Here is a 23,113-nt window from a genome sequence, read left to right as displayed (position 1 = left end):
GGCCCGAAAACGGGCCTGATCGGGGTGCAAACAACCCGAAAGTGGCGATGATTTGAGCAGTTTTTAACCATTTTTGAATACTTTGGTCATGAGGTCGATTTTTGGATGTTTGAAATCGAGTTCTTCAGACCTTCCTTAAAAATCTTTTTGTTTATTATCAAACATGGTGCTTGCGTTTATGCTGTTATAGCGTAAAGCAGGTAACACACTATAAATAAGCGGGGGCAAAAAATGGCGTGCCCCGGCATTGCAACCAGGCCCATACGCCACGCCAACGGAGTTGCCAGACATGACCGAACACACCAAAATCGACCACAGCATGGACAACCTGGACGACACCACGTCCAGCACTTCAGGCCCCACCGTGCTCGAAAAATCCAAGCCCCGCAGCGAAAAAATGGCCACCAACAAGGTCGAGTGCAATGCCTGTCCGGTCTTGTGCCAAATTACCGAGGGTCGCACGGGTGCGTGCGACCGCTGGGGTAACCATGATGGCCAATTGGTGCGTATCGATCCGGTCGTGCTCATGCGTCGTCTCGATGACTCGGGCCAGGCGGTGCGCGCAGAACCCCTCGCCTGCGAGGCCCCCGATTCGCTCACGACGCTGGAAATGCACGACATTGCCGAAGCTGATGTCGAAGATGCAAACAGCCTGTTCGTTACCGGCGTTGGGTCGGGTACGACCTACCCCGACTACAAACCCGCACCGTTCATCGTGTCGTCGCGTCAGCAAGGTGTCGATATGGTTACCGTCGTCACCGAAGGTATCTTCAGTTACTGCAGTTTCAAGGTCAAAATCGACACCGACCGCTATCTGGGGCCCGAGCAATCAAACGTGCGCTTTAAAGGCGAAATCGTCGGCCACGTCACCACGGCAGAATACGGTTCGCAAATGCTTTCGCTGGGTGGCGTACACCACTTAACAGGCGGCAGTAAAAAAGAAGGCCGTTTAACCTGCGACATGATGATGGCGCTGGGCAACAAGCAGGCGGTCGAATTGTCTATTGATGGCGGCGCGCAACTGGTTGTGCAGGCGGGTAAAGCCCCCATTGTCGATGGCGTCGAAGAAAAACGCATGCGCGTGGGCTGCGGCTCGGCCACGATTGGTATTTTTGCCAAGCAGTGGTGGAGCCATGTCGACGAGGTCATTGTGGTCGACGACCACATCACCGGGGTGCTGTCCGAGCACCAGGCCGGAAAGTGTCTCGATATCCCGCCGTCGGGCATCAAACTGAAAGGTCGAAAATCAACGCCGGGCCGTTACTTCCAGGTGGCCAATCCCGGCAATGGCTGGGGGGGCACCGACATCACCGACGCCCTGACCATTATTGAAGGCTGGGATGCCGACGTGGCCTGGCCGGGCCTGCGTCTGCTGATCACCTCGACAACCGGCGAGCACGCCGAATACTACGAGCTCGACGACCAACTGACGCCGCAGCGCAAGCCCATGCCCGAGGTCTTGCAAAAAACCGTCGATCGTATCGGCGAAAACTGCGAGCCCTCGATGTGCAGTGTCATGTTCCTGGGCGGGGCCGGTGGCTCGTTGCGTGCCGGCGTGACCGAAAACCCCATCTGGCTGACAAACTCCATCAAGACGGCGCTGGTCAATGTCACGTGCGGCGGCGCGCCGGCCTATGTGTGGTCCGGCGGCGGCATTACCGTCATGGTCGATGTCTTGCGTATGCCCGACAATTCATTTGGCTACGTGCCCACGCCGGCTATCGTGGCGCCCATCGAATTCTCGATGAAGCTCGACGATTACATTCGGTTGGGCGGCCATGCCGACGCCGTGCGCAAAATCGAAGACGTGGTCCAGCACGACCGTCATCGAATTATTGACTGGTTTGACCCCACCAGCCCCTGGGCACTGGGCCACAAACCTATGCTGGCCTAAGCGCGGCCGGTTATGACGCAGGCAGGCTATGGCGCCGTTCGGGCATTGCTGGATAACGGTTTACACCATTTCCAGCATGGCCCCATCGACCTGATTATCGGGTTCGATGGCGAGCCTGCGTGCGTGCTTGCTGGCGTTGAAGCTGCCTGGCAGCGCTTTGGCAGTATCTTGCCCGAGCTGGTCACTGAGCTGTCGCAATTGCGCCGGCCGGTGGGCGACAAAACCACCTTCCAAACCCCGGTGGCACAACGCATGGGCCATGCCTGCTGGCCTTATCGGCGCGGGTTTGTAACCGCCATGGCTGCGGTGGCGGGGTCGGTGGCCGACGAAATTTTGCAGGTCATTTTGCAGGCGGCTCCTGGTTTGCGCCGCGTATTCGTCAACAACGGCGGCGACATCGCGTTGTATCTTTCGCCCGAAGAAACCTACACCGTTGGTCTGGTCAGCAATATCGACCAGGTCAGAGTGACAGCATTGGCGGTGCCCACCATTGCCCCCGACGGCACATTAACCGTGCACGCCTCACAAGGCATTGGGGGCATTGCCACCAGCGGCTGGCGCGGGCGTAGCTTTAGCATGGGTATTGCCGACAGCGTCACTGTACTAGCGGCTACCGCTGCGCAGGCCGATGTGGCCGCCACCTTAATTGCCAACCAGGTCAATGCCGACCACCCGGGCATTACGCGGGCGCCGGCCAACACCCTGAAAGACGATACCGACCTGGGTGACCGCCGCGTAACCGTCGACGTAGGCCCGTTACCCGAAACCATCATTCGCCAAGCCCTGACACACGGCGTGCAAGTGGCGCGACAATGGCAGGCCGACGGTCTGATTCTGGGGGCGGTGCTGGTGTTGCAAGGGCACGTTGAAGCCGTCTTTCCCGCAATAACTGAGCCGTGCCGCTATGTTGCATAGCCTCATCAATAAACACTCATACGACCGAATTGAATAACGAAAGGATGTTCATATGTCAGATTTGATTGAAGTACGCCAAATACTTACGCAGGTAGAAACCATCTATCACGAAGGCGGTCCGGCAGCAGACAAACCACTGATTCGTGGCGCGGTAGCCGCTGTGCTTAAAAACCCGTACGCCGGTCGCTACGAACCCGATATCTTGCCCATGATGGACGAGCTCAACCCCGTCGGTCTCGAAATGGCAGAACGTTTGGTCAAAGCCATGGGCGTGACACCCGACGACATCGAAAGCTATGGCAAAGGGTCGATTGTGGGCGGCGGCGGCGAGCTGGAGCACGGTGCCCTGTGGCATGTGCCCGGTGGCTACGCCATGCGTGAATTGCTGGGTTGGAAGGGCGACCGCTCGGCTTACAAACAGGGTAAAAGTTCGGGCCCCAAAGGCCTTGAAGGCGGGCGCGCATTGTCGATTGTGCCGTCCACCAAAAAAGTCGGCGGCCCTGGTACACGCCTTGACGTCCCCCTTACCCACGTCACCGCCAGTTATGTGCGTGGCCACTTCGACGCCATGGAAGTCTACGTGCCCGGCGCGCCGGCCAGCGATGAACTGGTGTTCATCTTGGTCATGGCCACTGGCGGACGCATTCATCAGCGCGTAGGCGGCATGACGCCAGAACAAATCAGCAAATACGACGGCCTGCGCTAATTATTGGTGCAACCTACCCACTAAAACAGACAGCGCGTCAGGCCAATCATCATCCCCTGAGGCGATAAACGGAGAACACACATGACAGCAAAAATTCGCAAACTGGTCGTCTTTGTTGACGAAACCCGCATTGAAATGGGCAAGGCCGTTCAGCCAGCTACGCGTCGCGCCGTGGCTATGGCCGTGATTGAAAACCCCTTTGCCGGTAAATACCAGGAAGACCTGTCGGAACTGATGGCCATTGGTGAAGAGCTGGGCGGACTGCTGGGCGAGAAATGCGTACAGGCCTTGGGCATTACCCCCAACCAGGCCGAAAGCTATGGCAAGGCAGCCATCGTCGGCGAATCTGGCGAACTCGAGCACGCCGCGGCCATTTTGCACCCCAAATTGGGTGCTCCCTTGCGTAAAGCTGTTGAAAAAGGCGCAGCCCTGGTGCCGTCGTCCAAAAAAATGGGTACGGTAGGCAGCGCCATCGACGTCCCCCTGGGCCATAAAGATGCCGCTTACGTCCGCTCTCACTTTGACGCTATCGAGGCGCGTGTGTCCGATGCGCCTCGCGCCAACGAAATCGTTGTGGCTGTTGCTGTCACCGATTCGGGTCGTCCACTACCGCGTGTGGGCGGTATGACCAAAGACGAAATCAAAGGCGAAGACGGTCTGCGTTAATCTGGTCGTATCCCCAACGCGCGTAGCCTTTGTACGCTGCGCGCGGCGGGAAGCGAGCGTGATGCACGCGCCTTCCCGGCCCTAAGTCAAACAGTTCAGGAGACACAACATGGCCGTAGCCGCCGTTGAAGCCAAGTCTGGCAAGGTTGTTATCAAAAACATCGGGTTGCTGTTGTCGGGCGACCTTGAAAACCCCATTCTTGATGCCGACACCATCATTGTCGACGACGGGCGCATTGCGGCCGTTGGCAAGTACAAAGACTGCGACACCGAAGGGGCCGATCGCATCATCGATTGCCGAGGCACCACACTGGCGCCTGGGCTCATTGACTCGCACGTCCACCCGGTAGCCGGCGACTGGACGCCGCGCCAGAGCCAGCTGGGCTGGATCGACTCCACCCTGAACGGCGGCGTGACCACCATGATTTCGGCCGGCGAGGTGCACTACCCCGGTCGTCCTAAAGACATTTTGGGCCTGAAAGCTTTGGCCATTACCGCCCAGCGTTCGTTCGAAAACGCCCGCCCCGGCGGCGTCAAAGTGCTGGCCGGCGCACCGGTCATCGAAAAGGGCATGGTCGAATCCGACTTCAAAGACCTGGCCGATGCGGGTGTAAAACTGCTGGGCGAAATCGGCCTGGGCAGCGTCAAGGCCGGCGACGAAGCCGCGCAAATGGTTAAGTGGGCGCGCAAATACGGTATTCAAAGCACCATCCATACCGGTGGTCCGTCTATCCCTGGTTCGGGGCTGATCGATAAAGACGTCGTGCTAGAAGCCGATGCCGACATCATTGGCCACATCAACGGCGGCCATACCTCGCTGCCTTACAAACAGGTCTGTGAGTTGTGCGAGCGCTCGACCCGAGGGATCGAGATCGTACACAACGGCAACGAGCGCATTGCCATTTTGACGGCGCGACACGCCCACGAACTAGGCTGCCTGCACCGCGTTATTCTGGGTACCGACGGCCCCGCGGGTTCCGGTGTACAGCCGCTGGGCATCATCCGCATGATCGCCCAATTGTCCAGCCTGGCCGATATCCCCGCCGAAATTGCCGTGTGCTTTGCTACCGGCAACACCGCCCGCATGCGTGACTTGGACTGCGGCCTGATTGAAGTCGGCCGCGTCGCCGATTTCGTCATGATGGATCGCGCCCAGCACACCGCCGGCGAAACCTTGCTCGAAAGCATTCAGTTGGGCGACATTCCCGGGATCGGCATGGTCATGATCGACGGCATTGTGCGTTGCCAGCGTAGCCGCAACACCCCCCCGGCCGTCGAAGTGCCCGTCATCGAGAAGTAAGGAAACAGCATGTCTGCAGCATTGGAAGGGGTGGTTGTTCTAGATTTGTCCAGGATTCTGGCTGGCCCATGGTCAACCCAGAACCTGGCCGACCTGGGGGCCGATGTCATTAAAGTCGAGCGCCCCGGTCAGGGCGACGACACGCGCTCGTGGGGGCCTCCGTTCGTCAACACGGCCGACGGGCAGCCGCAAGACGCGGCGTATTACTTTTGCGCCAATCGCGGCAAGCGGTCTATTACGCTCGACTTCACCAAAGAAGCCGGGCGCAAAATCATTTTGGATCTTGCCGCCAAGGCAGATATTCTGGTTGAAAACTACAAAGTAGGTGGCCTGAAGAAATATGGCCTGGACTACGATAGCCTGGCCAAGGTCAACCCTGGCCTGATTTATTGTTCGATTACCGGTTTTGGGCAAGACGGCCCCTATGCTGAGCGCCCAGGGTACGACGCCCTGGTGCAGGCCATGGGCGGCTTAATGAGCATTACCGGCGAACCCGATGGCACCCCAGGTGGCGGCCCGCAAAAAGTGGGCGTGGCCGTCGTCGATGTCTTGACCGGGTTGTACGCGACATCGGCGATTCTGGCGGCCTTGTTTGCCCGTACCAAAACAGGTAAAGGCCAACATATCGATGTGGCCTTGCTAGATGTGCAGGTGGCGGCTCTGGCAAACCAGGCGGGTAATTTCTTGCTAGGCGGCAAGGTGCCGGCCCGTTTGGGCAGCGCCCACCCCTCTATCGTGCCTTACCAGCCGTTTGCCTGCGCCGATGGCTACGTTATGTTGGCCATAGGTAACGACACCCAGTTCGCCGCATTTTGCAATGCAGCGGGCAGCCCGGCCCTGGCGCAAGACGCGCGCTTTGCCACCAATGCCCAGCGTGTCGCCAACCGCAGCGTATTGGTGCCCATGCTCGAAGAACGCATCAAGTTAAAAACTATCGATCAATGGTGCGCGTTGGGTACCGAACAAGGTTTCCCCTGCGGACCCATCAATACCATTGACCGCGTTTTCGACGACCCACAGGTGCAGGCCCGTCACATGCGTGTCGATGTGCCATCTGACACGTATGGGTCGCTGGCCCTGGTCGCCAGCCCCATGAAGTTTTCGGGCACGCCCATTACCTACGACACACCACCGCCCACGCTAGGCCAGCACACCGAACAGGTACTGGGCGAACTGGGTCTCGACGCCGCCGCCATCGAAGGCCTAAGGCAGTCGGGGGTGGTGTAGCGCATGTAGGCTCGGGCCTAAAGTTTTCTGCTCAGTGCTTCCGTAGCCAGACGAAGCAAAGGCAGAATTTCGTCAATGCGCTCTTGTGTCATGCGTGAATTGGTTGCGGCTACAGTAATTGCGGCGATGGGTTTGCCTTTTTCATTGATGACAGGGAGCCCCATTGCCGTTACGCCGGGTACCGCACGGTTCCCGATCAACGCATAGCCTGATGCCTGCGCCTTGGTCCAGTGCTCCATAATGTGTTCCGGGCTCAGGTTGCCGTAGATCGTCAGCCTGGGCGCAACAGCTTGTGTAATTTCTAGTGCCTCACGCTCAGACAGCGCGCTTAACAACGCCAGGCCACCCGCATTAACGCCTAGTGGTTGCCGTGCGCCAACCGGAACTGCCGGAGTTTGAATGGGGTAGGGACCTTGTACCCTCGCCAGGCAAACGGCGTCATTACCGCTACGAACAAATAGAAAGGTGGTGTCTCCCGTTTGTTCGGCAAGTGCATTCAAGGTGGGGCGACAAATATCAACAAGATTGAATTGGTGCGTGGCGTTTAGCCCCAGCTCGAAGACCAACGAACCCAGTGCGTACCTCCGGCTTCCGGGATGTTGGGTCAACATGCCTTCTGCTACCAGTGCCTTCAACAAGCGATGTGCGGTAGGGCGCTCAAAATTCAGGGCTTTGGCAACATCGGCCAGCCGCATGCCGTCTGACGTACCGGATGCAATGAGTTTTAGCGCCTGCATCGCACGTCGAACGGTTTGTGCGCTAGTCCTGTCTGGCATGCTTGTCATCTTAGACGAAACCCTAATCAAGTCCATTTAATGAAATTAAATTGTAATGCGTTGACGCTTAATAAGTAGATCCATAGAATTTTTTAGATCCGCGGTTCAATATTATTCTGATATGTGAAATTTATGAGCCAAGACGCCCGTAGCCCGGCACAGCGCCTTCCGTACCAATCGATTCTCGATCGTCCCCAGTTGAAGTTGCCTGACCATGCCAGGGTTGTGGTCTGGCCTGTGGTTAACGTTGAAGACTGGGAAATCTCCCGGCCTATGGCCCGTCAGGTATTGCCTGCCCCGACCGCAGCCCCTGTGCTGCCCGATATTGCCAACTGGAGCTGGCACGAATACGGCATGCGTGTCGGCTTTTGGCGAATTAAAGCCGCGCTCGACAACATCGGTGCCAAAGCAACACTGTCTGTTAATGGCCGGGTTTGTGAAACCTACCCCGTGGTGGCGGGAGCTGCCCGCGATGCGGGCTGGGAGTTCATGGCGCACGGCTACATCCAAATGCCCACTCATCAAGTCGACGACCAGCCCTCCATGATTCAGCGCACAGTCGACACAATTAAAAAATTTACAGGTAAAGCACCTGTGGGCTGGCTTGGGCCGGGTCTCACACAAACTTTTGATACTGTCGACCACCTGGCGCGTGCGGGCATACGCTACATAGGTGACTGGGCTATCGACGATCAGCCCATGCGTTTCGACACTGACGCTGGATCTATGGTGGCTATGCCTTACACGGTCGAGCTAAACGATATCCCCATGATGGCGGTTCAGCATCATCAATCTGATGTCTTCCTGAAGCGCGTAACAGATACATTTGATCGCTTGTATCAAGAGGGGGCCGATCAGCCCCGGGTCATGTGCATGGCGGTACATCCGTTTTTGTCCGGTGTGCCGCATCGCATACGCTACTTCGAAGAGGCCCTGCAGTATGTCAATCGTCCCGGAGTTTTGTTCTGGACCGGGGAGCAACTGCTTGAGTGGTTTGAGGCGCAGTTGGCAGTTGGGGGCCAACCATGATTGGTAATTTTATCCAGGTCGCCAATGCTTTGTCGTTCTCGGCGTTGCTGTTCATTGTTGCCAGTGGGTTCACGCTTATTTTTGGCCTCTTGCGTGTGGTTAATTTGGCGCATGGCTCTTTGTATCTTATTGGCGGTTATGTCGGCATGGTTGTCGCTGTCGCCACCGGCTCATTCTTTTTGGCTTTTGTCGTCGCAGCCTTCGCCATTGCGGTCGTAGGCTATGGGCTTGACCGCTGGTTGCTCGAACGCGTCAAAGATACTGAACTTAAACAGGTACTGCTGACGTTGGGCTTTGCTATGGTGCTGAACGACCTGGCTCTGGTACTTTGGGGCGGTGATACCCGCACCATTCCGCTGCCCGACATGTTGCTAGGCGCGGTGCGCATGGGGCCGTTCTTTTACCCTAAGTATCGAATGATGGTCATCGTGGCCGGCATCGTTATTTTTGTGGCGCTGTGGTTCATCTATAACCGCACCAAGCTCGGAGCGCTCATTCGCGCTGGGGTCGACGACCGCGAAATGGTCCAGGCCATGGGTATCAATATCCGTCGTTTGTTTGTGCTTACCTTCATGCTCGGGTCTGCGCTGGCCGGGTTGGCCGGTACGCTAGGCGGTGCCTTTTTAACGCTGTACCCGGGCGCCGATGCCGAAATCCTGGTGTTCGCCCTGGCTATTGTCATTATTGGTGGCCGTGGCAGCTTGGCTGGTGCGGCCGTGGGCAGCCTGCTGGTCGGCTTCCTGGCCAATTTCGGGCAAATCTGGTTTCCCGAGTTCTCGTACTTCATTATTTTCGGGCCAATGGCTGTGTTGCTGGCGTTTCGTCCGCTCGGCCTTTTCGGAAGGGCATAGTCATGACTGTGAGTCCGGTTCTGCGTTATTCGCTCATTACTTTGTTGGCCGTATTCCTGCTTTCGGTACCCCACATCTTTGGCGAATACCCTAAAACACTGGTCACCGAAATTCTCATTTACGGTCTGTTTGCCATGTCCATCGATATTCTTGCGGGGTATGCCGGCCGCACGTCGTTAGGGCACGGGGCCATTTTTGGCACAGCTGGGTATGTTGTGGCGTACTACGTGGCGACGGTTAACGGCGACCCCTGGTTTGCCATGGTGCTGGGCTTAATTGCGGCTGTTGTGGTGTCAGCCATATTTGGCGCGCTGGCCGTACGCACCACCGGGGTGTACTTTTTGCTGCTTACCCTGGCCATGGGTATGGTGGTTTGGGGTGTGGCGTATCGCTGGACATCGGTCACCGGTGCCGAAAACGGCCTGCTTGGGGTTACGCGCCCTGAAGCGCTAACTAGCTTGGACACCTACTACTACTTCGTTCTGGCCGTGGTGGCCGTCATGGTGTTCATTATTCGCCGATTCGTCTATTCGCCTATGGGGCAGGCCTTGCGCGGCATCAAAGAAAGCGATACTCGCATGCGCACCCTGGGCTACAACGTGCCGCTTATTTTGGCCATCGGCTTTGTCATGTCGGGCTTCTTTGCGGGCGTTGCTGGCATCCTTATCGTTTATCTCAATAATTTCGTCAGCCCAAACAGTGTGGCTTTGGCATTGTCTACCCAAGGTTTGCTCATGGCCATCTTGGGAGGGATCGGTACACTTTGGGGCGGCTTCGTCGGGGCCGCAGTCATCATTTTGCTTCAAAACGTGGTCAGCTTTTACACCGAACGCTGGATGACGATTTTGGGTTTGCTATTTGTATTAACCATGCTGTTCGCACCCGAAGGTCTGCTGGGTAAAGGTCGGGTGCTGTCAGCGCGTTGGTTCAAGCGTTCATCGGAGTCTTGATTTCTCAGTAGCGGCATCACATCAATTGAACCCCAGGAGGTCCATCATGAATCGTCGTCGTTTTTTACAAACAGCCGGCGCAGCCGGTACGCTGGCTTTAGTGTCAGGTAACTTACGTGTTGCATTGGCTCAATCTAACGGGCCGATTCGTATTGGGCTGCTGGCGCCATTAACCGGGACGGCCGCTTCTGCAGGCCGAGAGTTGGTGGATGGTTGGAACCTATACTGGCAGCAAGCCGGCCTTGACCTGGCCGGGCGCAAAGTCGAGGTCATTGTTGAAGATGATGCCTCAAGCCCCGATACCGCATTGCAAAAGGCGCGCCGCCTTGTGCAGCAGCAGAATGTACACATGCTGGTGGGTAATGTGTTGGCCAACACCGGCCTGGCAGTAGCCGAATACGCAAAAACTACCGGTACCCCCTACTTCATGCCTGTGGTTGCCGCCGACGACCTGACCCAACGTACACGTATTCCCAATGTTTTGCGTGTAGCGGGCTTTGCGGCCAGCCAAATGACGCGCCCGCTGGCCGACTGGTGTCTTAAGCAGGGCTACAAAAAGGTCGTGACTATCGGCCAAGACTACACGTTTGGCCACGAGCAGGCCGGCGGGTTTATCCAAAACTTTACCCAAGGCGGCGGGACCTTGGTCGGACAATTATGGCACCCCCTGAATACGGCCGATTTCAGCCCCTACCTTGGGCAAATTCCGTCGTTCTCGCCAGATGTCGTGCTGGCCATTGAAACCGGCGCCGATGCCGCGCGCCTGCTGCAGCAATGGACCAACTTCGCCATGAAAGACCAGTTCCCGCTGGTTACGTCGCAAAACACAACAGACCAATCTATCATTCGCAACCTGCGGCCGGCCGAAGCCTTGGGTATTGTGTCATCGGCTCACTACGCCGAGGGTGCTGACGACCCGGCGGTTCAGCAGTTTGTAGAGGCTTACGAAAAGGCCTACAAAATCTTGCCGGCAATTTTCGCCGCCGAAGGCTTTACGGCCGCACTCTGGATTGCCGATGCGGTTAAACAAGTGCAGGGCAATGTCGAGCAAACTGATGGCTTCCTGACTGCTGTCAAGCAGGTAAAAATCCCCGAGAGCCCGCTCGGCAAGAACCTGTCCATGGATGAGTACGGCAACCCTATTTACAACATCTACATTCGCAAGGTGGTCCAGCGGCCTGACGGAAAAATGGTGAATTCGGTGATTGATTCATATGCCAATGTGTCGCAGTTTGGCAATCTTGACCCCGAAACCTACATGAAGCAGCCGCCATTCAGCCGTAACTTCCAGGGCGTTACAAAATGACAAATGGTGTGTCGTCCAGGCCAGCGGGTACGCCGGCTCTTGTGCTTGAAGGCGTGGGTCGAAGCTTCGGGGGGCTACGGGCCGTCAACGAAGTCAATCTGACGGTAGCCGCCGGCACTACGCACGTTGTTATCGGCCCCAACGGGGCCGGTAAAACAACGTTGTTTGCGCTAATTTCCGGCGAGCTTGCGTTGTCGTCCGGCAGTATCAGCCTTTTCGGCGCCAATGTGTCGAAGTGGTCGGCAACACGCCGGGCATTGTCTGGTATTGGGCGAACCTACCAAATTACCAATGTCTTGGGCGGCTTAACGGTCGAGCAAAATATTTTATTGGCGTTACGCGGCAAGCACCCCATCAAGTATTCGTTGTTTGGCAGCGCGAAGCCATCGCAGCGTGAAAACGAGCGCATCGACGAGTTGCTGACACGTTGCAGCATTGGTGCGTTTCGTCATACCAAAGCATCGGCCATGTCTTACGGCCAGCAGCGTCAGCTCGAGCTGGCTATTGCCCTGGCTTGCGACCCCATGGTGTTGTTGCTAGACGAGCCAGCGGCGGGTTTGTCGCCGGCCGAGCGCGGGCCAATGGCCGATATCGTTCGGCAACTACCCGACGACCTGACGGTGTTGCTGATCGAGCACGATATGGAGCTTGCCTTGGGGCTTGCCGACAGGGTGACCTGCCTGCATTTCGGTGAGGTACTGGCCGAAGGGACACCCGCAGAAATTCGCGCCAATCCGCAGGTGCAAGACGTTTACTTCGGAGCCGCAGAGCATCATGCTTGAAATTGTTAATTTACACAGTAACTATGGCGAGGCCATTGTGCTGCGAGGCGTTAATCTGTCTGTTCCTGCGGGGCGGGTAACGGGTTTGTTGGGGCGTAATGGCATGGGCAAAACGACGCTTATTCGCTCCATCATGGGCTTGACGCCGCCTACGGTCGTTAAAGGGTCAGTTAAATTCGGTACAACCGAACTTGTCGGACGCGAGCCCGATCAGGTCGCTGGTTTGGGTATTGGCCTTGTGCCGCAAGGGCGCCGGCTTTTCCCCTCGTTAACCGTGGTCGAACACCTCGAAATCTGTCCGCGCCGCGACGCACCGGCGGGGCGCAGCGCCTGGACAATAGACAGGGCCTTCGAGCTTTTCCCGCGTTTGGGCGAGCGGCGCAAGCATCGGGGTAATCAGCTTTCGGGGGGCGAGCGCCAGATGCTCGCGATTGTGCGTGCCCTGATGAGCAACCCCGATTTATTGCTGATGGACGAACCCACCGAAGGCTTGGCGCCGGTCATGGTGCAGCACGTCGAAAACGCGGTTCGAATCTTGCGTGACGAAGGCCTGACGGTACTATTGGTAGAGCAAAACCTAAGAAGCGCGCTGTCACTGATAGACAGCGCAAACATCCTTGAAACCGGTGTCCTTGTGTATTCGGGTACCGCCCAAGACCTCAAAAATAGTCCCGACATCCTGCAACGCCACCTGGGCGTTTAAGGCTTCTTCAGCACCGCAGAAAACTACGCAGTCAATGTAATCGTTAGGCGTTTGCCCAGCGCGTGCGCAGCGCTGGTCAGTGTTGCCAATGTCAGGCTTGTGTCGCTCGCATCAAGCAGGCGGTTGAGGGCGGCACGGCTGGTCTTCATGCGTTCGGCCATTTCGGTTTTTGTAAGCCGCTGCGCTTTCATTTCCTGGCTAATTTGCCATGCAATCACGCGTTTTGCGGCAATGGCAGTGGTTTCCTCAAGCGTGCCTTCAGTGGCCAGGAAACTGTCAAAATCGCTGCCAATGTGCTTGTTCATAATGCATTCCTGATTTGTTTTAAACGATGCGTTGCAATGGCTAGCTCTTTGAGCGGTGTACTTTGGGATTTTTTAATAAACCCATGTAGTAGCACAATGGTTTGGTTGACGATCGTAAAAAATATGCGTGCGATGCGTCCGTGCAGGTGCGTACGCGTTTCCCATAAGCCATCCGCTATTTTTCTGACTAAAGGCATGCCAAGGGGCCAGCCCAACTGGATTGTTTTAATGTCGACGCCGATGGCTCGGCGATCTTGGGCATCGAATGTTTGCAGCCAAACTTTGACGGGCTCGGTGCCGTTCTGGGTTGCATAGAAACGGACAGACAGACAAGATGTGAACACCAATTGTACCTTTTTTAGTACGTCCCGAGTAGGGGAGGGTGTTCAGTCTTGCATCCGCTTTAACGCGACGCAATGCGCGCATCTACGCGTAGATTCGAATGACCGTCAGGGCTTCTTCAGCACCGAGTTCAGTAATAATTCGCTGATGTAGTTGCCCCATCGCTCGATTTCGGCAGGATCCATCAGGTCGGCGTTCAGGAAAAACGAGAACGTGTAGCGGTTGGAGATGTAAAAGTACCCCAGTGCCGTCATGGCCATGTAAAGGTGCTTGCTGTCTACGTCCTCACGGAAAATGCCCTGGCGCTGACCCTCCTCGATGACATTGCGCAAAATCGAAATCGCTGGCCCCGAGTACTGGTCGGCGCTTTTTGATTTGGCAATATGTTTGCCCTTGTTCAGGTTCTCGGAATTGAGCAGCACAATCAGCTCGGGGTTGTCGATGTAGTAGCGAAACGGGAACTGAATGATGGTGCGTAGGGCCTGCACCGGGTCGGTCATGTCGAGTTTCAGGTTTTTCTCGGCCTCGAAAACATCTTTATAGGCCTCTTCAAGCACCGCTACAAACAACTTTTCTTTACTGCCAAAGTAGTAATAGATCAGGCTGTCGTACGACTTGGCGGCTTTCGATATTTTTTCGACACGAGCGCCGCCATAGCCATCGCGGGCAAAAATCTTTTTGGCCGCCTTCAGGATATTGGCCCGCGTAGTTTGCGCCGAACGCGAACGTCCGCGCTTTGGCGGCTCGTCTACCTCGCGTGCGCTGGCTGCAAGGTCTATGGTTGAAGCTGCTGCGTCGGGGTCTTTTCGTGTCATTGCCGATATGAAATGTTGAAACGTTCAGCCGCAAGTTTACTGTGCCCAGCACCTTAACAAAAAATATTTTGCACAGTATTGAATTTATGATTATGATTGGATTAATGTAGTGAATACTCAATAAATTAATTTCACCTGGCAAGGTGGACCGGAGGACATCATGGCTGAATACGTATTAAACACGTGGTACCCCATTGCTTGGTCGCGCGACATCACGCAAAGCCTGGCGCAGCGCCGCATTGTTGAAAAAGACGTGGTCATGTACCGCAATACCCAGGGCAAGGTGGTGGCCCAGCTAGATATTTGCCCGCATCGCATGCTGCCGCTGTCGCATGGCAAGCTCAAGGGCGATGTCATCCAGTGCGGTTACCACGGTATGGAGTTTGATTGTTCAGGCAAGTGTGTGCGCATTCCCGGCCAAGACAAAATACCGGCAGGTGCCAAGGTCACTACTTACCCCACACACGAACACATGGGTCTGGTCTGGATCTGGATGGGCGATGCCGACAAAGCCGACCCCGCCAAGGTGTACGACCTGCCGCAATACCACGACCCGGCCTGGCAGGCCGTTGAGGGCGACGCCCTGCGTATTGAATGCAACTACCTGAACCTGTGCGACAACCTGTGCGACCCGTCGCATGTAAGCTTTGTGCACTTGACCACGCTGGGCAACGCCGCCAGCGAAGATGTCCCTGTTCAGTCAGAGCGCACCGAAAACGGTGTGCTGACCTGGCGCTGGGTGCTTGATGCGCCCGCCATTCCGCTTTTCCAGAAATTCGGCGGCTTTACCACCAATGTCGATCGCTGGCATTACTACCACTACACCGCGCCCAGCATCGCGGTTATTGACTTTGGCACCGCCAAAACCGGTACCGGTGCACCCGAAGGCAACCGCGACGATTGCATTCAAATTTACGCCTGTCACTTCATGACCCCGGTTGACGAAAACACGGTCATTGACCACTGGTTGCACGTTAAAAACTTCAAGGCCGACGACGACACCAACAAGGCCATGTCGGCGTCCTTCCGCGAAGCATTTTCCGAAGATAAGGTCATCCTAGAGGCCATTCATAAAAATGAAAAAGCCTACCCAGACTTCAAGCCAGTACTGCTGAACCTGGATGCCTCGGCCGTACGTATGCGTCGTCTGGTCGACTCGATGATCGACGCCGAAAAAGCCGAGCGCCAGTCTGTAAAAGCGGCCTAACAAAGGCAATACCCAACAAAGGATCCACAGAATGAAACCCATAGACCCCGATTTTCCCTTCTTGCTGGGCTGTAACGGCCGTGGTGCGCAGGCCTCGTCCATGTCGCGGCCTGTGTCACTTGAAGAGCACAGCATCGACGAGCAGTTCCGGCTGGTTAAAGAATCGGGTGTCTTTGATTATTTCGACCGCATCCCCTTGCGCAGCAATATCGACGACTACCGTAAAGCGATCGAGAAGTACGATCTGCCGGTACATACGGCCAGCTGGTTCTACATGCTGGGTCGTGACGACGCTTTGCTTTCAGACAACCTGAAAATCTGCGCCGAAATTGGTGCCAAAGCGCACAACATCATGACCTTTACGCATCATGCGCAAGGTCATGTGCTGTCAGATCAGGAAATCATCGACCATTACCTGCAGGTTTACGACGAAGGTATGAAACAGGGCGTGGCGCCTGTATTCGAGCTTCATGTCAATATGTGGAACGAATCTTATGCGCGGGTTACGCCCATTGCAAAAGCCATTCAAAGCCGCGGCATTCCGTTCAACTTTAACGTTGACTATAGCCACGTTGCCTTCAAAATCGGTAACCCCGAAGAACTGGATATTTCTGAGTGCCGCGAAGCGGTTGAGTCTGGCCAAATGAAGCTCGACCCGTTCGAGCCTGGTTCGTTGCTGGAAGAGTGGCTGAGCCTGAACATGGTGACCTGGACCCAGTTGCGTACGGTGGGCCCCAATCAGCCCAAGAACCTTTGGTATAAAAATGAAGACGGCAGCTACGCGCGGGGCATTCAATACCCCATGACCCGCCCCGCGCCAGGCGAATGGCATTCGCAGTGGCATGCCTACTTGCTAGAGCCTTCGAAAGAAGCCATTCGTATGGCCATGCGCTACCACATCACCCACCCCAACAGCCCGTTGCGGTATATCACGACCGAAATGATCAACCTACCCGATTACGGATTGGCGGCCAAATACAACCTGTTCGAACAGAACGTGGCATGCGCAAAATTCATTCGCCAAGCCTGGAAAGAAATCAAGGCCCTGCACGCCGCCGGTCTGGTGACCTGGCCGGCGGTATAGCGTTTAGAGGCCGAATGCCTGCCAGCACTTCGGCCAATGCTTCCTTTACGCACGCTTCGTCGTAACGAAGTTGAAGACTGGTCCAGAACTCATCGGAAGTGCCAAAAAATTTTGACAGCCGAAGGCCTGTGTCTGCAGTGATAGATCGTTTCCCAACGACAATTTCGCCTATTCGCCGCTGCGGCACGCCGATTTCTTTGGCCAGACGGTATTGCGTAATACCTAACGGCTTTAGAAACTCTTCCATCAAAATTTCGCCCGGCTTGGGGTAGGGGACGTCGCGCATAAATAGCCTGCTAGTGGTAATCAACAATTTCGACCATTTCGGCATGGCCGCTATTCCAAATAAAACAAATGCGCCATTGGTCGTTAACACGAATACTGAACCGGCCTTGCCTATTGCCGGCAAGTGCTTCGAGCCGGTTGCCGGGTGGGGCGCGTAAGTCGTCAAGGCTGCACGCGCCGTGTATAAGTGCCAACTTTCGTATTGCCACTGTTTCGATGTTTGAAAACTTGGCGACACGAGTGCCTTCAAACAATGCAGCTGTGTATTTGCATGCGAATGACTTGATCAAAATAGTAACGTATCACAATAGTATTGTAAATCGATAGTATTGGGCTGCGTTAATAGTGAAGTGCGCTGTAGCATTTAAGTGGCAGCACCCGGCCCAGCCCACACAATGCCCGAAGCCCCCGCCCGAAACCAGCCTCGGCTGGGCATGTTTGTCCGGGTAATCCCCTGCCACAAAAACCCCGCTAATCCGCATTTACCCTTATTGCTGATTGCCTTGCAAATACCGTACCTTAGAAAAAAGTATATGCAAGTGCATACAATTAACCAGCATGGAGTCGGGTATGAAAATTGCAGTTTTAGGCGGTGGGCATGGGTGTTACGCGGCGGCAGCCGACTTGAGCGAAGCCGGGCACGAGGTGAGTTTGTGGCGACGCGACGCGGCCGCTTTGCAGCCCGTTATTGACAGCGGCTGCATCACCATCAAAGACGACGACGGCCAGCGCGATATCCGCATTGCGCATGCCACCGCCAACATTGGCGACGCCATCAAGGGCGCCCAGTTAATCGTTATCCCTTCGCCGGCCATTGCACAAATGGACATTGCCCTTGCCATGGCACCCCACTTAACCGACGGGCAAGTGGTGTACCTGCCGCCTGGCACCTTCGGCAGCTACTTAATGGCCGAAGCGGTAAAAGCCGCCGGCAACAAGGCCGAAGTGACCTGGGCCGAAACCGGTACCTTGCCCTGGTTGGTGCGCAAGCACGGCCCCAACACCGTGGCCATCACTACCCGCGCCACCCGTTTGCCTACGGGCGCTTACCCCGCCAAGCGCTCGGCCCAGGCACTTGACGTTATCGGCCAGGCCTTCCCGGTGGTCGAGCCCTGCGAAGACGCCATGTCGGGCGCGCTCATGAATGCCGGCCCCATCATCCACCCGCCGCTCATCATCATGAACGCCGCGCCCCTGCAGCACTTCGAAGCCTGGGACATTCACAACGAGGGCACACAGCCCGCCGTGCGTTCGGTCACCGACAAGCTCGACCTGGAACGCATTGCCATTCGCGAAGCCATGGGCTATGCCGCCCCGCACTTCCCGCTGGCCGATCACTACAACAGCGACAACTGGATGTACGGCGACGTACACAAAAAACTGGTGAAAAGCGGCGACTGGCGCGAACACATTGACCTGCACAGCCACCGTTACATGACCGAAGACACTATGCTGGGCTTGTCTTTCCAGGCGTCGGTAGCCGATTGGACAAATACGGACGCGCCTATCAGCAAAGGCTTGCTGGCCATTGCCGGCGGTATTGTCGGCCAAGACTTGCGCAAAGGCCCCCGTGCCCTGCCCACCATGGGCCTGGCCGGCCTGAACAAAGCCGACATGCGCGAACTGCTTTACCAAGGTAAGGCCTAGCATGGCGCCCAACAACATGACAGCACAAACACAAGCGCCGGCCATTGTGGCCATTGGCGCCGGCCGCATGGGGCGGGGCATTGCCGTGGCGTATGCCGTTCGGGGCCAAAGCGTGGTTATTGTCGACTTCAAACCCCGCAGCACCGAACAGTTTCAGGCGCTGCAAAACGACATTGACCAAGAGCTGAACACCACGTTGCAACAATTGGCCGACCTGGGCATGTTCAGTGCCGACCAAGTCGCGCAATATCGTGCCCGTATCAGTGTCGTCAGTCTGGGTCAGGCCGCTCAGGCTTTGGCCGGCGCACGCATTATTTACGAAGGCGTGCCCGAAACGCTCGACGCCAAACGTGACGCGCTGGGCCGCATTTGCCAGGCCGCCCCGGCCAACGCCATCATCGCGTCAACCACGTCCACCATGCTGGCATCCGACCTGGCCGCGATGGTCACCCACCCCGAGCGTTTCATGAACGCCCACTGGCTGAACCCGGCCTACATCATCCCGTTGGTAGAAATCAGTGCTCACGACGCCACCAGCACCGAAGCCCTGGATGCCCTGAAAAACAGCCTGAAAGCCATCGGCAAAGTCCCCGTTCAGTGCGGCTGCACCCCCGGCTTTATTGTGCCGCGCTTGCAAACCCTCATCATGAACGAAGCGGCCCGCATGGTTGAAGAGGGCGTCGCCACTGCCGAGGAAATCGACCTGGCCACCCGCTACGGCCTGGGCTTCCGGTTTGCCAGCATCGGCGTCCTTGAGTTTATTGATTACGGCGGCAACGACATCCTGTATCACGCCAGCCGTTACCTTGCCGACAACCTGGACCCCACCCGATACACCGCCCCGGACATCGTCCAGCGCTATATGCACGAAGGCAAAATCGGGTTACGGTCGGCAAGCGGGTTTTTGTCGTACGAAGGGGTTGATTTAAACGCGTACCGGCGCGACGTGCTGGCACGTACCCTGGGCATGCTGCGGCATTTTGGTTTAGACCAAAGCATTCCTTCCACAACAGTAAAGGAAACAGGCAATGAAAACTAAAGTCAAAGCATTACTTGCATCGACCGCCGCCGCTACCCTGGCCGCGGCCGCCAGCGCCCCAGTCATCGCGGCCGATGTGCCCGAGCTGCGCGTGGGTTGGACAATTCCGGCCGAAGAAGCCAAATACTTGATGATGAAACGCCCCGAGCTCTTTCCTGACCTGGGCAAAAAATACAACATCAAATGGACCCAGTTCCAGGGGACATCGCCCATGGTGCAAGCCATGCGCGCCAACGTGCTCGATTGCTCCACCATGGCACCCATGTCGATGGCCCAAGGTTATATCGAAAGCGGCTTGAAGCCCTACATTGTGGCGCAGCATGCGGCTGAAGAACCCGGTAGCTTCTCGGTGTATTGGGCCGTTAAAGAAGACAGCCCCATAAAAACCGCGCAAGACCTGAAGGGCAAGGTCATTGGCACCAACGCATACGGCTCGGGTGTTTACTACCACATGCTGTTGTGGCTCAAGAAAAACGGCCTCGACCCAGAAAAAGACGTGAAAATCGTTGAAACCGGCTTCCCGCCCTCGGCCGACGCCATCCGTTCTGGCCGTGTCGACGCAGGCCCCATGGTGCCCCCGTTCACCGTCTTGAACGAAGAAAAAGGCGGCCTGCGCCCCTTGTTCAAATTGTTGGACGTGCAAAACCCCAACGTGCAGATTTTTGAAGGCTGCAACCAGGACTACACCAACGCCAACCCCGAAGTGGTCAAGGCGTATGTAAAAGACCTGGAGCACGCGATGGCCAAGCTGAAAGAAAACCCCGCTCTGGCCGCTGAAGTTACTTCTGAAATTACCCGCGCCCCGGCTGCTGTGCTGTCCAAGTACCTGCTCACGCCCAAAGATTTTCATCGCGAGCCCAGCATGAAGCCCAACATCGCGGCCATTCAAGAAACCTTCAACCTGTATCACGACGCCGGCTTCCTTAAACAGAAGCTCGACATCAAAGACTTTGTTCGTGAAGACATCATCGCACCGGTAAAGTAAATGATCACCATCGACCACCTGGGTAAAACGTTCAAAACCGCGCGGGGCACCGAACACGCGGCCCTGCTCGACATCGACCTGCACATTCCCGACGGGCAGTTTGTCTCTATTCTGGGCCCCAGCGGTTGCGGCAAAAGTACCCTGCTGTACATGGTGGGCGGCTTCGAGCAGCCCTCGCGTGGCAGCATCAAGGTCGATGGGCGTCTGGTCACTCAACCCGGCCCCGATCGCGGGCCCGTCTTTCAGGAATACGCCTTGTTCCCCTGGAAGACGGTGCTGGGCAACGTGGCGTACGGCCTGCGTGAGCAGGGCGTACCCAAGGCCCAGGCCGAGGCCCGCGCCATGGTCTGGCTGGAAAAGGTCAAGCTCGACAAATACGCAAATTTTTACCCGCGCGAATTGTCGGGCGGCATGCGCCAGCGCGCCGCCATTGCCCGCACCCTGGCCTACGAGCCTGGCATCTTGCTGATGGACGAGCCCTTTGGCGCGCTTGACGCCCATACCCGCCTGACTCTACAGGCCGAATTGCTGACCCTGTGGGAACAGTTGCGCAACACCGTGCTGTTCGTGACCCACGCCGTGGACGAAGCCGTGTACTTGTCGGACCGTGTCATTGTGCTGACCGGCAGCCCAGGTACCGTGCGCGAAATTATCGACATCGACCTGCCGCGACCCCGCGTGCGGTCAGAACTACTGGTTAACCGCAAATATCAAGACTACATCGTGCATCTTGAAAGCCTGCTGACCGGGGAGCACGCATGAGCCAGGCCGCCCAACGCCCCACGCGCTGGTACGAAAACCCCTTTGTCGGGGTGATCATGGCCGTGCTGCTGATGGGCCTGATCTGGTCGGCCGCTGCACGTATGCTGGGGTTCAGTTCGTTTCCTGGCCCCATTGCTGCCGTCAAAGAACTACGCTTTATTGTCGTTGACCCCGGCGCTTTGTGGGCCATTGCCCAGTCGGTGGGCCGTATGTTTACCGGCTACTTCTGGGCCTTGCTCTTTGCCATCCCGTTAGGGCTGGCCATGGGCCGCAGTCGTGCCATGTACCAAGCCTTTTACCCCTTGGTGTCGCTGGCTTACCCCATGCCCAAGGCCGCTCTCATGCCTATTCTTATGCTGTGGTTTGGTCTGGGCAGCTTTTCAAAAATTCTGGTCATCGCCATGGGCGTTAGCCTGCCCGTGCTGTATCACAGCTACCAGGGCGCGCTTCGGGTCGAAAAGAAACTGGTCTGGACAGCGCAAGCCATGGGCATGGGGCCGGTGGGCCGCTTGTTCAAGGTTGTGCTGCCCGCGGCTTTGCCCGAAATCATGATCGGCTGCCGGGTGGGCGTCGTCATGGCCTTAATTGTGATGGTGTCGTCCGAAATGATTGCCCGACAAGAGGGCGTGGGCAACTTGTTGTTTACATCAATGGACATGGCTCAGTACGAAACGGTGTACGCCGTCATACTGGTGCTGGCGGTGTTGGGTTTTGTGCTTGACGCCCTGTTCGAACGCGTGCGCCGCTATTTAACGCGCTGGGCCGACAATAACCGGGGGGTATCATGAACGCCGCCGTCATGGGGTGGGGGCGCCTGTGCATTTCGCCCCTGTTTGTATTAATAGTGTGGGAAGCCGTATGCCGCGCTGGCATGATCGAGCCACAACTGCTGCCGGCGCCCACCGACATTATCGCCCGCCTGTTTACCCTGGCCGGTCAGGCCGACTTTTGGGCCAACTTTGGCATTACCGTTTACCGGCTGGTAGTGGGGTTAAGCCTGGCCATTGTCCTGGGGATTGGGCTGGGGCTGGTCGCGCAGCTGTCGCGCCTGGGGGCCGCCTTATTAGATGCCTTGGTTCGCTTGCTGGCCCCCATTCCAAAAATTGCGTTGTACCCGGCCCTAATTCTTATTTTCGGGTTCGAAAACAGCTCAAAAATAGCCCTTGTTGTGGCAGACGCCCTGTTCCCGGTGCTGATGGCCACCTGGTCGGCCGCCCGCGCCGTTGACCAGAAACTGATCTGGTCCGCCCGTGCCGCCGGCACCTCGCGCGCCGCCTGCCTATGGAAGGTGACGCTGCCTGCTATTGTGCCAACCGTACTGGCCGGTGTGCGCGTAGCCGGTGTTATTGCCTGCGTGGTGGTGTTCTTGGCCGAAATGATCGCCTCGACCGACGGCTTGGGCCACATGCTGACAGTCGCCGCGCGCGCCTACCGTACGCTAGACATGTTTGTACCCCTGGTATGGATATGCCTGCTGGGCCTAGGGTTAAACTGGTTGATTGGTACGCTGCAACGCAAAGTCGACCGCAGCGGTTAA

At 56.8% G+C, this 23,113-nt stretch carries 26 protein-coding genes; 20 read left to right on the top strand and 6 right to left on the bottom strand.

Annotated elements, in window-relative coordinates; genetic code table 11:
• The first annotated feature begins 289 nt into the window (after positions 1-289).
• The 6 genes from CHR62_RS14620 (at position 290) to CHR62_RS14595 (ending at position 6,708) form a co-directional block, all read left to right on the top strand.
• The gene (locus CHR62_RS14620) at positions 290-1,894 is read left to right on the top strand and encodes a 6-hydroxynicotinate reductase (protein ID WP_123661421.1); all 1,605 of its coding nucleotides are present in this window, start codon (positions 290-292) and stop codon (positions 1,892-1,894) included.
• Between the two features lie 12 nt (positions 1,895-1,906).
• The gene (locus CHR62_RS14615) at positions 1,907-2,809 is read left to right on the top strand and encodes a UPF0280 family protein (RefSeq protein WP_123661420.1); all 903 of its coding nucleotides are present in this window, start codon (positions 1,907-1,909) and stop codon (positions 2,807-2,809) included.
• 52 nt (positions 2,810-2,861) lie between these two features.
• A complete protein-coding gene (locus tag CHR62_RS14610) occupies positions 2,862-3,515 on the top strand; it encodes an amino acid synthesis family protein (RefSeq protein ID WP_370318069.1) in 654 nt (217 codons plus the stop codon).
• 81 nt (positions 3,516-3,596) lie between these two features.
• Positions 3,597-4,181 (top strand): amino acid synthesis family protein, encoded by a 585-nt coding sequence (locus CHR62_RS14605; RefSeq protein WP_123661419.1) that lies wholly within the window; start codon positions 3,597-3,599, stop codon positions 4,179-4,181.
• 109 nt (positions 4,182-4,290) lie between these two features.
• Positions 4,291-5,481 (top strand): amidohydrolase family protein, encoded by a 1,191-nt coding sequence (locus CHR62_RS14600; RefSeq protein ID WP_093971057.1) that lies wholly within the window; start codon positions 4,291-4,293, stop codon positions 5,479-5,481.
• Between the two features lie 9 nt (positions 5,482-5,490).
• On the top strand, positions 5,491-6,708 hold the full coding sequence (locus CHR62_RS14595) for a CaiB/BaiF CoA-transferase family protein (RefSeq protein ID WP_123661418.1): 1,218 nt from the start codon (positions 5,491-5,493) through the stop codon (positions 6,706-6,708).
• Positions 6,709-6,725: 17 nt separating this feature from the next.
• Here the strand turns inward: CHR62_RS14595 and CHR62_RS14590 are convergent, their stop codons facing one another.
• Positions 6,726-7,484: an IclR family transcriptional regulator gene (locus tag CHR62_RS14590; RefSeq protein WP_123661417.1), complete on the bottom strand. Its 759-nt coding sequence runs from the start codon at positions 7,482-7,484 to the stop codon at positions 6,726-6,728.
• 132 nt (positions 7,485-7,616) lie between these two features.
• Between CHR62_RS14590 and CHR62_RS14585 the strand changes: the two genes are divergently transcribed.
• Genes CHR62_RS14585 through CHR62_RS14560 form a run of 6 tightly spaced genes read left to right on the top strand, consistent with a single transcriptional unit; the run spans position 7,617 to position 13,105 of the window.
• On the top strand, positions 7,617-8,513 hold the full coding sequence (locus tag CHR62_RS14585) for a polysaccharide deacetylase family protein (RefSeq protein ID WP_123661416.1): 897 nt from the start codon (positions 7,617-7,619) through the stop codon (positions 8,511-8,513).
• Complete coding sequence (locus CHR62_RS14580) at positions 8,510-9,364, top strand: branched-chain amino acid ABC transporter permease (RefSeq protein ID WP_093971053.1); 855 nt, start codon at positions 8,510-8,512, stop codon at positions 9,362-9,364. The genes CHR62_RS14585 and CHR62_RS14580 overlap by 4 nt, the downstream gene beginning before the upstream one ends.
• 2 nt (positions 9,365-9,366) lie before the next feature.
• Complete coding sequence (locus CHR62_RS14575) at positions 9,367-10,314, top strand: branched-chain amino acid ABC transporter permease (RefSeq protein WP_123661415.1); 948 nt, start codon at positions 9,367-9,369, stop codon at positions 10,312-10,314.
• Between the two features lie 46 nt (positions 10,315-10,360).
• Positions 10,361-11,620 carry a penicillin-binding protein activator gene (locus CHR62_RS14570; RefSeq protein WP_093971051.1) on the top strand — a complete coding sequence of 420 codons (1,260 nt, stop codon included), beginning with the start codon at positions 10,361-10,363 and terminating at the stop codon, positions 11,618-11,620.
• Positions 11,617-12,402, top strand: a complete 786-nt coding sequence (locus CHR62_RS14565; RefSeq protein ID WP_123661414.1) for an ABC transporter ATP-binding protein — start codon at positions 11,617-11,619, stop codon at positions 12,400-12,402. The genes CHR62_RS14570 and CHR62_RS14565 overlap by 4 nt, the downstream gene beginning before the upstream one ends.
• Positions 12,395-13,105 carry an ABC transporter ATP-binding protein gene (locus CHR62_RS14560; RefSeq protein ID WP_093971049.1) on the top strand — a complete coding sequence of 237 codons (711 nt, stop codon included), beginning with the start codon at positions 12,395-12,397 and terminating at the stop codon, positions 13,103-13,105. Before CHR62_RS14565 ends, CHR62_RS14560 begins: the two co-directional genes overlap by 8 nt.
• Before the next feature lie 23 nt (positions 13,106-13,128).
• Here the strand turns inward: CHR62_RS14560 and CHR62_RS14555 are convergent, their stop codons facing one another.
• The 3 genes from CHR62_RS14555 to CHR62_RS14545 form a co-directional block, all read right to left on the bottom strand.
• Positions 13,129-13,410, bottom strand: a complete 282-nt coding sequence (locus tag CHR62_RS14555; protein ID WP_123661413.1) for an XRE family transcriptional regulator — start codon at positions 13,408-13,410, stop codon at positions 13,129-13,131.
• A complete protein-coding gene (locus CHR62_RS14550; protein WP_233575025.1) occupies positions 13,407-13,754 on the bottom strand; it encodes a type II toxin-antitoxin system RelE/ParE family toxin in 348 nt (115 codons plus the stop codon). Before CHR62_RS14550 ends, CHR62_RS14555 begins: the two co-directional genes overlap by 4 nt.
• Positions 13,755-13,859: 105 nt before the next feature.
• Entirely contained in the window at positions 13,860-14,567 is a 708-nt protein-coding gene (locus CHR62_RS14545) for a TetR/AcrR family transcriptional regulator (protein WP_123661412.1), read from the bottom strand.
• Between the two features lie 160 nt (positions 14,568-14,727).
• On the opposite strand from CHR62_RS14545, the gene CHR62_RS14540 reads away from it, so the two are divergent.
• Positions 14,728-15,774, top strand: coding sequence for an aromatic ring-hydroxylating dioxygenase subunit alpha (locus tag CHR62_RS14540; protein WP_123661411.1), 1,047 nt, complete (start codon positions 14,728-14,730; stop codon positions 15,772-15,774).
• A gap of 31 nt (positions 15,775-15,805) precedes the next feature.
• A complete protein-coding gene (locus tag CHR62_RS14535; RefSeq protein WP_123661410.1) occupies positions 15,806-16,858 on the top strand; it encodes a TIM barrel protein in 1,053 nt (350 codons plus the stop codon).
• Here CHR62_RS14535 and CHR62_RS14530 read toward each other — a convergent pair.
• Together CHR62_RS14530 and CHR62_RS14525 are read right to left on the bottom strand one after the other, a co-directional pair.
• Positions 16,812-17,144 (bottom strand): HigA family addiction module antitoxin, encoded by a 333-nt coding sequence (locus CHR62_RS14530; protein WP_123661409.1) that lies wholly within the window; start codon positions 17,142-17,144, stop codon positions 16,812-16,814. The genes CHR62_RS14535 and CHR62_RS14530 overlap by 47 nt on opposite strands.
• Before the next feature lie 10 nt (positions 17,145-17,154).
• On the bottom strand, positions 17,155-17,433 hold the full coding sequence (locus CHR62_RS14525) for a type II toxin-antitoxin system RelE/ParE family toxin (protein ID WP_123661408.1): 279 nt from the start codon (positions 17,431-17,433) through the stop codon (positions 17,155-17,157).
• 280 nt (positions 17,434-17,713) lie between these two features.
• On the opposite strand from CHR62_RS14525, the gene CHR62_RS14520 reads away from it, so the two are divergent.
• From CHR62_RS14520 to CHR62_RS14495, 6 genes are read left to right on the top strand one after another with little or no spacing between them, the layout of a single operon-like run.
• Complete coding sequence (locus tag CHR62_RS14520; protein ID WP_123661407.1) at positions 17,714-18,790, top strand: NAD/NADP-dependent octopine/nopaline dehydrogenase family protein; 1,077 nt, start codon at positions 17,714-17,716, stop codon at positions 18,788-18,790.
• A 1-nt stretch (position 18,791) separates the two neighbouring features.
• On the top strand, positions 18,792-19,829 hold the full coding sequence (locus CHR62_RS14515) for a 3-hydroxybutyryl-CoA dehydrogenase (RefSeq protein ID WP_233575023.1): 1,038 nt from the start codon (positions 18,792-18,794) through the stop codon (positions 19,827-19,829).
• Positions 19,819-20,814: an ABC transporter substrate-binding protein gene (locus tag CHR62_RS14510; RefSeq protein WP_123661406.1), complete on the top strand. Its 996-nt coding sequence runs from the start codon at positions 19,819-19,821 to the stop codon at positions 20,812-20,814. Before CHR62_RS14515 ends, CHR62_RS14510 begins: the two co-directional genes overlap by 11 nt.
• Positions 20,815-21,576 (top strand): ABC transporter ATP-binding protein, encoded by a 762-nt coding sequence (locus CHR62_RS14505; RefSeq protein WP_123661405.1) that lies wholly within the window; start codon positions 20,815-20,817, stop codon positions 21,574-21,576. It begins immediately after the preceding gene.
• Entirely contained in the window at positions 21,573-22,364 is a 792-nt protein-coding gene (locus tag CHR62_RS14500) for an ABC transporter permease (protein ID WP_123661404.1), read from the top strand. The genes CHR62_RS14505 and CHR62_RS14500 overlap by 4 nt, the downstream gene beginning before the upstream one ends.
• The gene (locus CHR62_RS14495) at positions 22,361-23,113 is read left to right on the top strand and encodes an ABC transporter permease (RefSeq protein WP_233575022.1); all 753 of its coding nucleotides are present in this window, start codon (positions 22,361-22,363) and stop codon (positions 23,111-23,113) included. The genes CHR62_RS14500 and CHR62_RS14495 overlap by 4 nt, the downstream gene beginning before the upstream one ends.

This window comes from Pusillimonas sp. NJUB218 (assembly GCF_003788685.1).
Classification (GTDB): domain Bacteria; phylum Pseudomonadota; class Gammaproteobacteria; order Burkholderiales; family Burkholderiaceae_B; genus Neopusillimonas.
Note: the sequence above shows the minus strand (reverse complement) of the source record. Positions and strands in the feature narration are given on the sequence as shown.

Bases quoted from the DNA above. Each gene is read 5' to 3' on its own strand.
- CHR62_RS14620 (WP_123661421.1), top strand. From the start codon at position 290: ATGACCGAACACACCAAAATCGACCACAGCATGGACAACCTGGACGAC.
- CHR62_RS14615 (WP_123661420.1), top strand. From the start codon at position 1,907: ATGACGCAGGCAGGCTATGGCGCCGTTCGGGCATTGCTGGATAACGGT.
- CHR62_RS14610 (WP_370318069.1), top strand. From the start codon at position 2,862: ATGTCAGATTTGATTGAAGTACGCCAAATACTTACGCAGGTAGAAACC.
- CHR62_RS14605 (WP_123661419.1), top strand. From the start codon at position 3,597: ATGACAGCAAAAATTCGCAAACTGGTCGTCTTTGTTGACGAAACCCGC.
- CHR62_RS14600 (WP_093971057.1), top strand. From the start codon at position 4,291: ATGGCCGTAGCCGCCGTTGAAGCCAAGTCTGGCAAGGTTGTTATCAAA.
- CHR62_RS14595 (WP_123661418.1), top strand. From the start codon at position 5,491: ATGTCTGCAGCATTGGAAGGGGTGGTTGTTCTAGATTTGTCCAGGATT.
- CHR62_RS14590 (WP_123661417.1), bottom strand. From the start codon at position 7,484: ATGCCAGACAGGACTAGCGCACAAACCGTTCGACGTGCGATGCAGGCG.
- CHR62_RS14585 (WP_123661416.1), top strand. From the start codon at position 7,617: ATGAGCCAAGACGCCCGTAGCCCGGCACAGCGCCTTCCGTACCAATCG.
- CHR62_RS14580 (WP_093971053.1), top strand. From the start codon at position 8,510: ATGATTGGTAATTTTATCCAGGTCGCCAATGCTTTGTCGTTCTCGGCG.
- CHR62_RS14575 (WP_123661415.1), top strand. From the start codon at position 9,367: ATGACTGTGAGTCCGGTTCTGCGTTATTCGCTCATTACTTTGTTGGCC.
- CHR62_RS14570 (WP_093971051.1), top strand. From the start codon at position 10,361: ATGAATCGTCGTCGTTTTTTACAAACAGCCGGCGCAGCCGGTACGCTG.
- CHR62_RS14565 (WP_123661414.1), top strand. From the start codon at position 11,617: ATGACAAATGGTGTGTCGTCCAGGCCAGCGGGTACGCCGGCTCTTGTG.
- CHR62_RS14560 (WP_093971049.1), top strand. From the start codon at position 12,395: ATGCTTGAAATTGTTAATTTACACAGTAACTATGGCGAGGCCATTGTG.
- CHR62_RS14555 (WP_123661413.1), bottom strand. From the start codon at position 13,410: ATGAACAAGCACATTGGCAGCGATTTTGACAGTTTCCTGGCCACTGAA.
- CHR62_RS14545 (WP_123661412.1), bottom strand. From the start codon at position 14,567: ATGACACGAAAAGACCCCGACGCAGCAGCTTCAACCATAGACCTTGCA.
- CHR62_RS14540 (WP_123661411.1), top strand. From the start codon at position 14,728: ATGGCTGAATACGTATTAAACACGTGGTACCCCATTGCTTGGTCGCGC.
- CHR62_RS14535 (WP_123661410.1), top strand. From the start codon at position 15,806: ATGAAACCCATAGACCCCGATTTTCCCTTCTTGCTGGGCTGTAACGGC.
- CHR62_RS14530 (WP_123661409.1), bottom strand. From the start codon at position 17,144: ATGCGCGACGTCCCCTACCCCAAGCCGGGCGAAATTTTGATGGAAGAG.
- CHR62_RS14520 (WP_123661407.1), top strand. From the start codon at position 17,714: ATGAAAATTGCAGTTTTAGGCGGTGGGCATGGGTGTTACGCGGCGGCA.
- CHR62_RS14515 (WP_233575023.1), top strand. From the start codon at position 18,792: ATGGCGCCCAACAACATGACAGCACAAACACAAGCGCCGGCCATTGTG.
- CHR62_RS14510 (WP_123661406.1), top strand. From the start codon at position 19,819: ATGAAAACTAAAGTCAAAGCATTACTTGCATCGACCGCCGCCGCTACC.
- CHR62_RS14505 (WP_123661405.1), top strand. From the start codon at position 20,815: ATGATCACCATCGACCACCTGGGTAAAACGTTCAAAACCGCGCGGGGC.
- CHR62_RS14500 (WP_123661404.1), top strand. From the start codon at position 21,573: ATGAGCCAGGCCGCCCAACGCCCCACGCGCTGGTACGAAAACCCCTTT.
- CHR62_RS14495 (WP_233575022.1), top strand. From the start codon at position 22,361: ATGAACGCCGCCGTCATGGGGTGGGGGCGCCTGTGCATTTCGCCCCTG.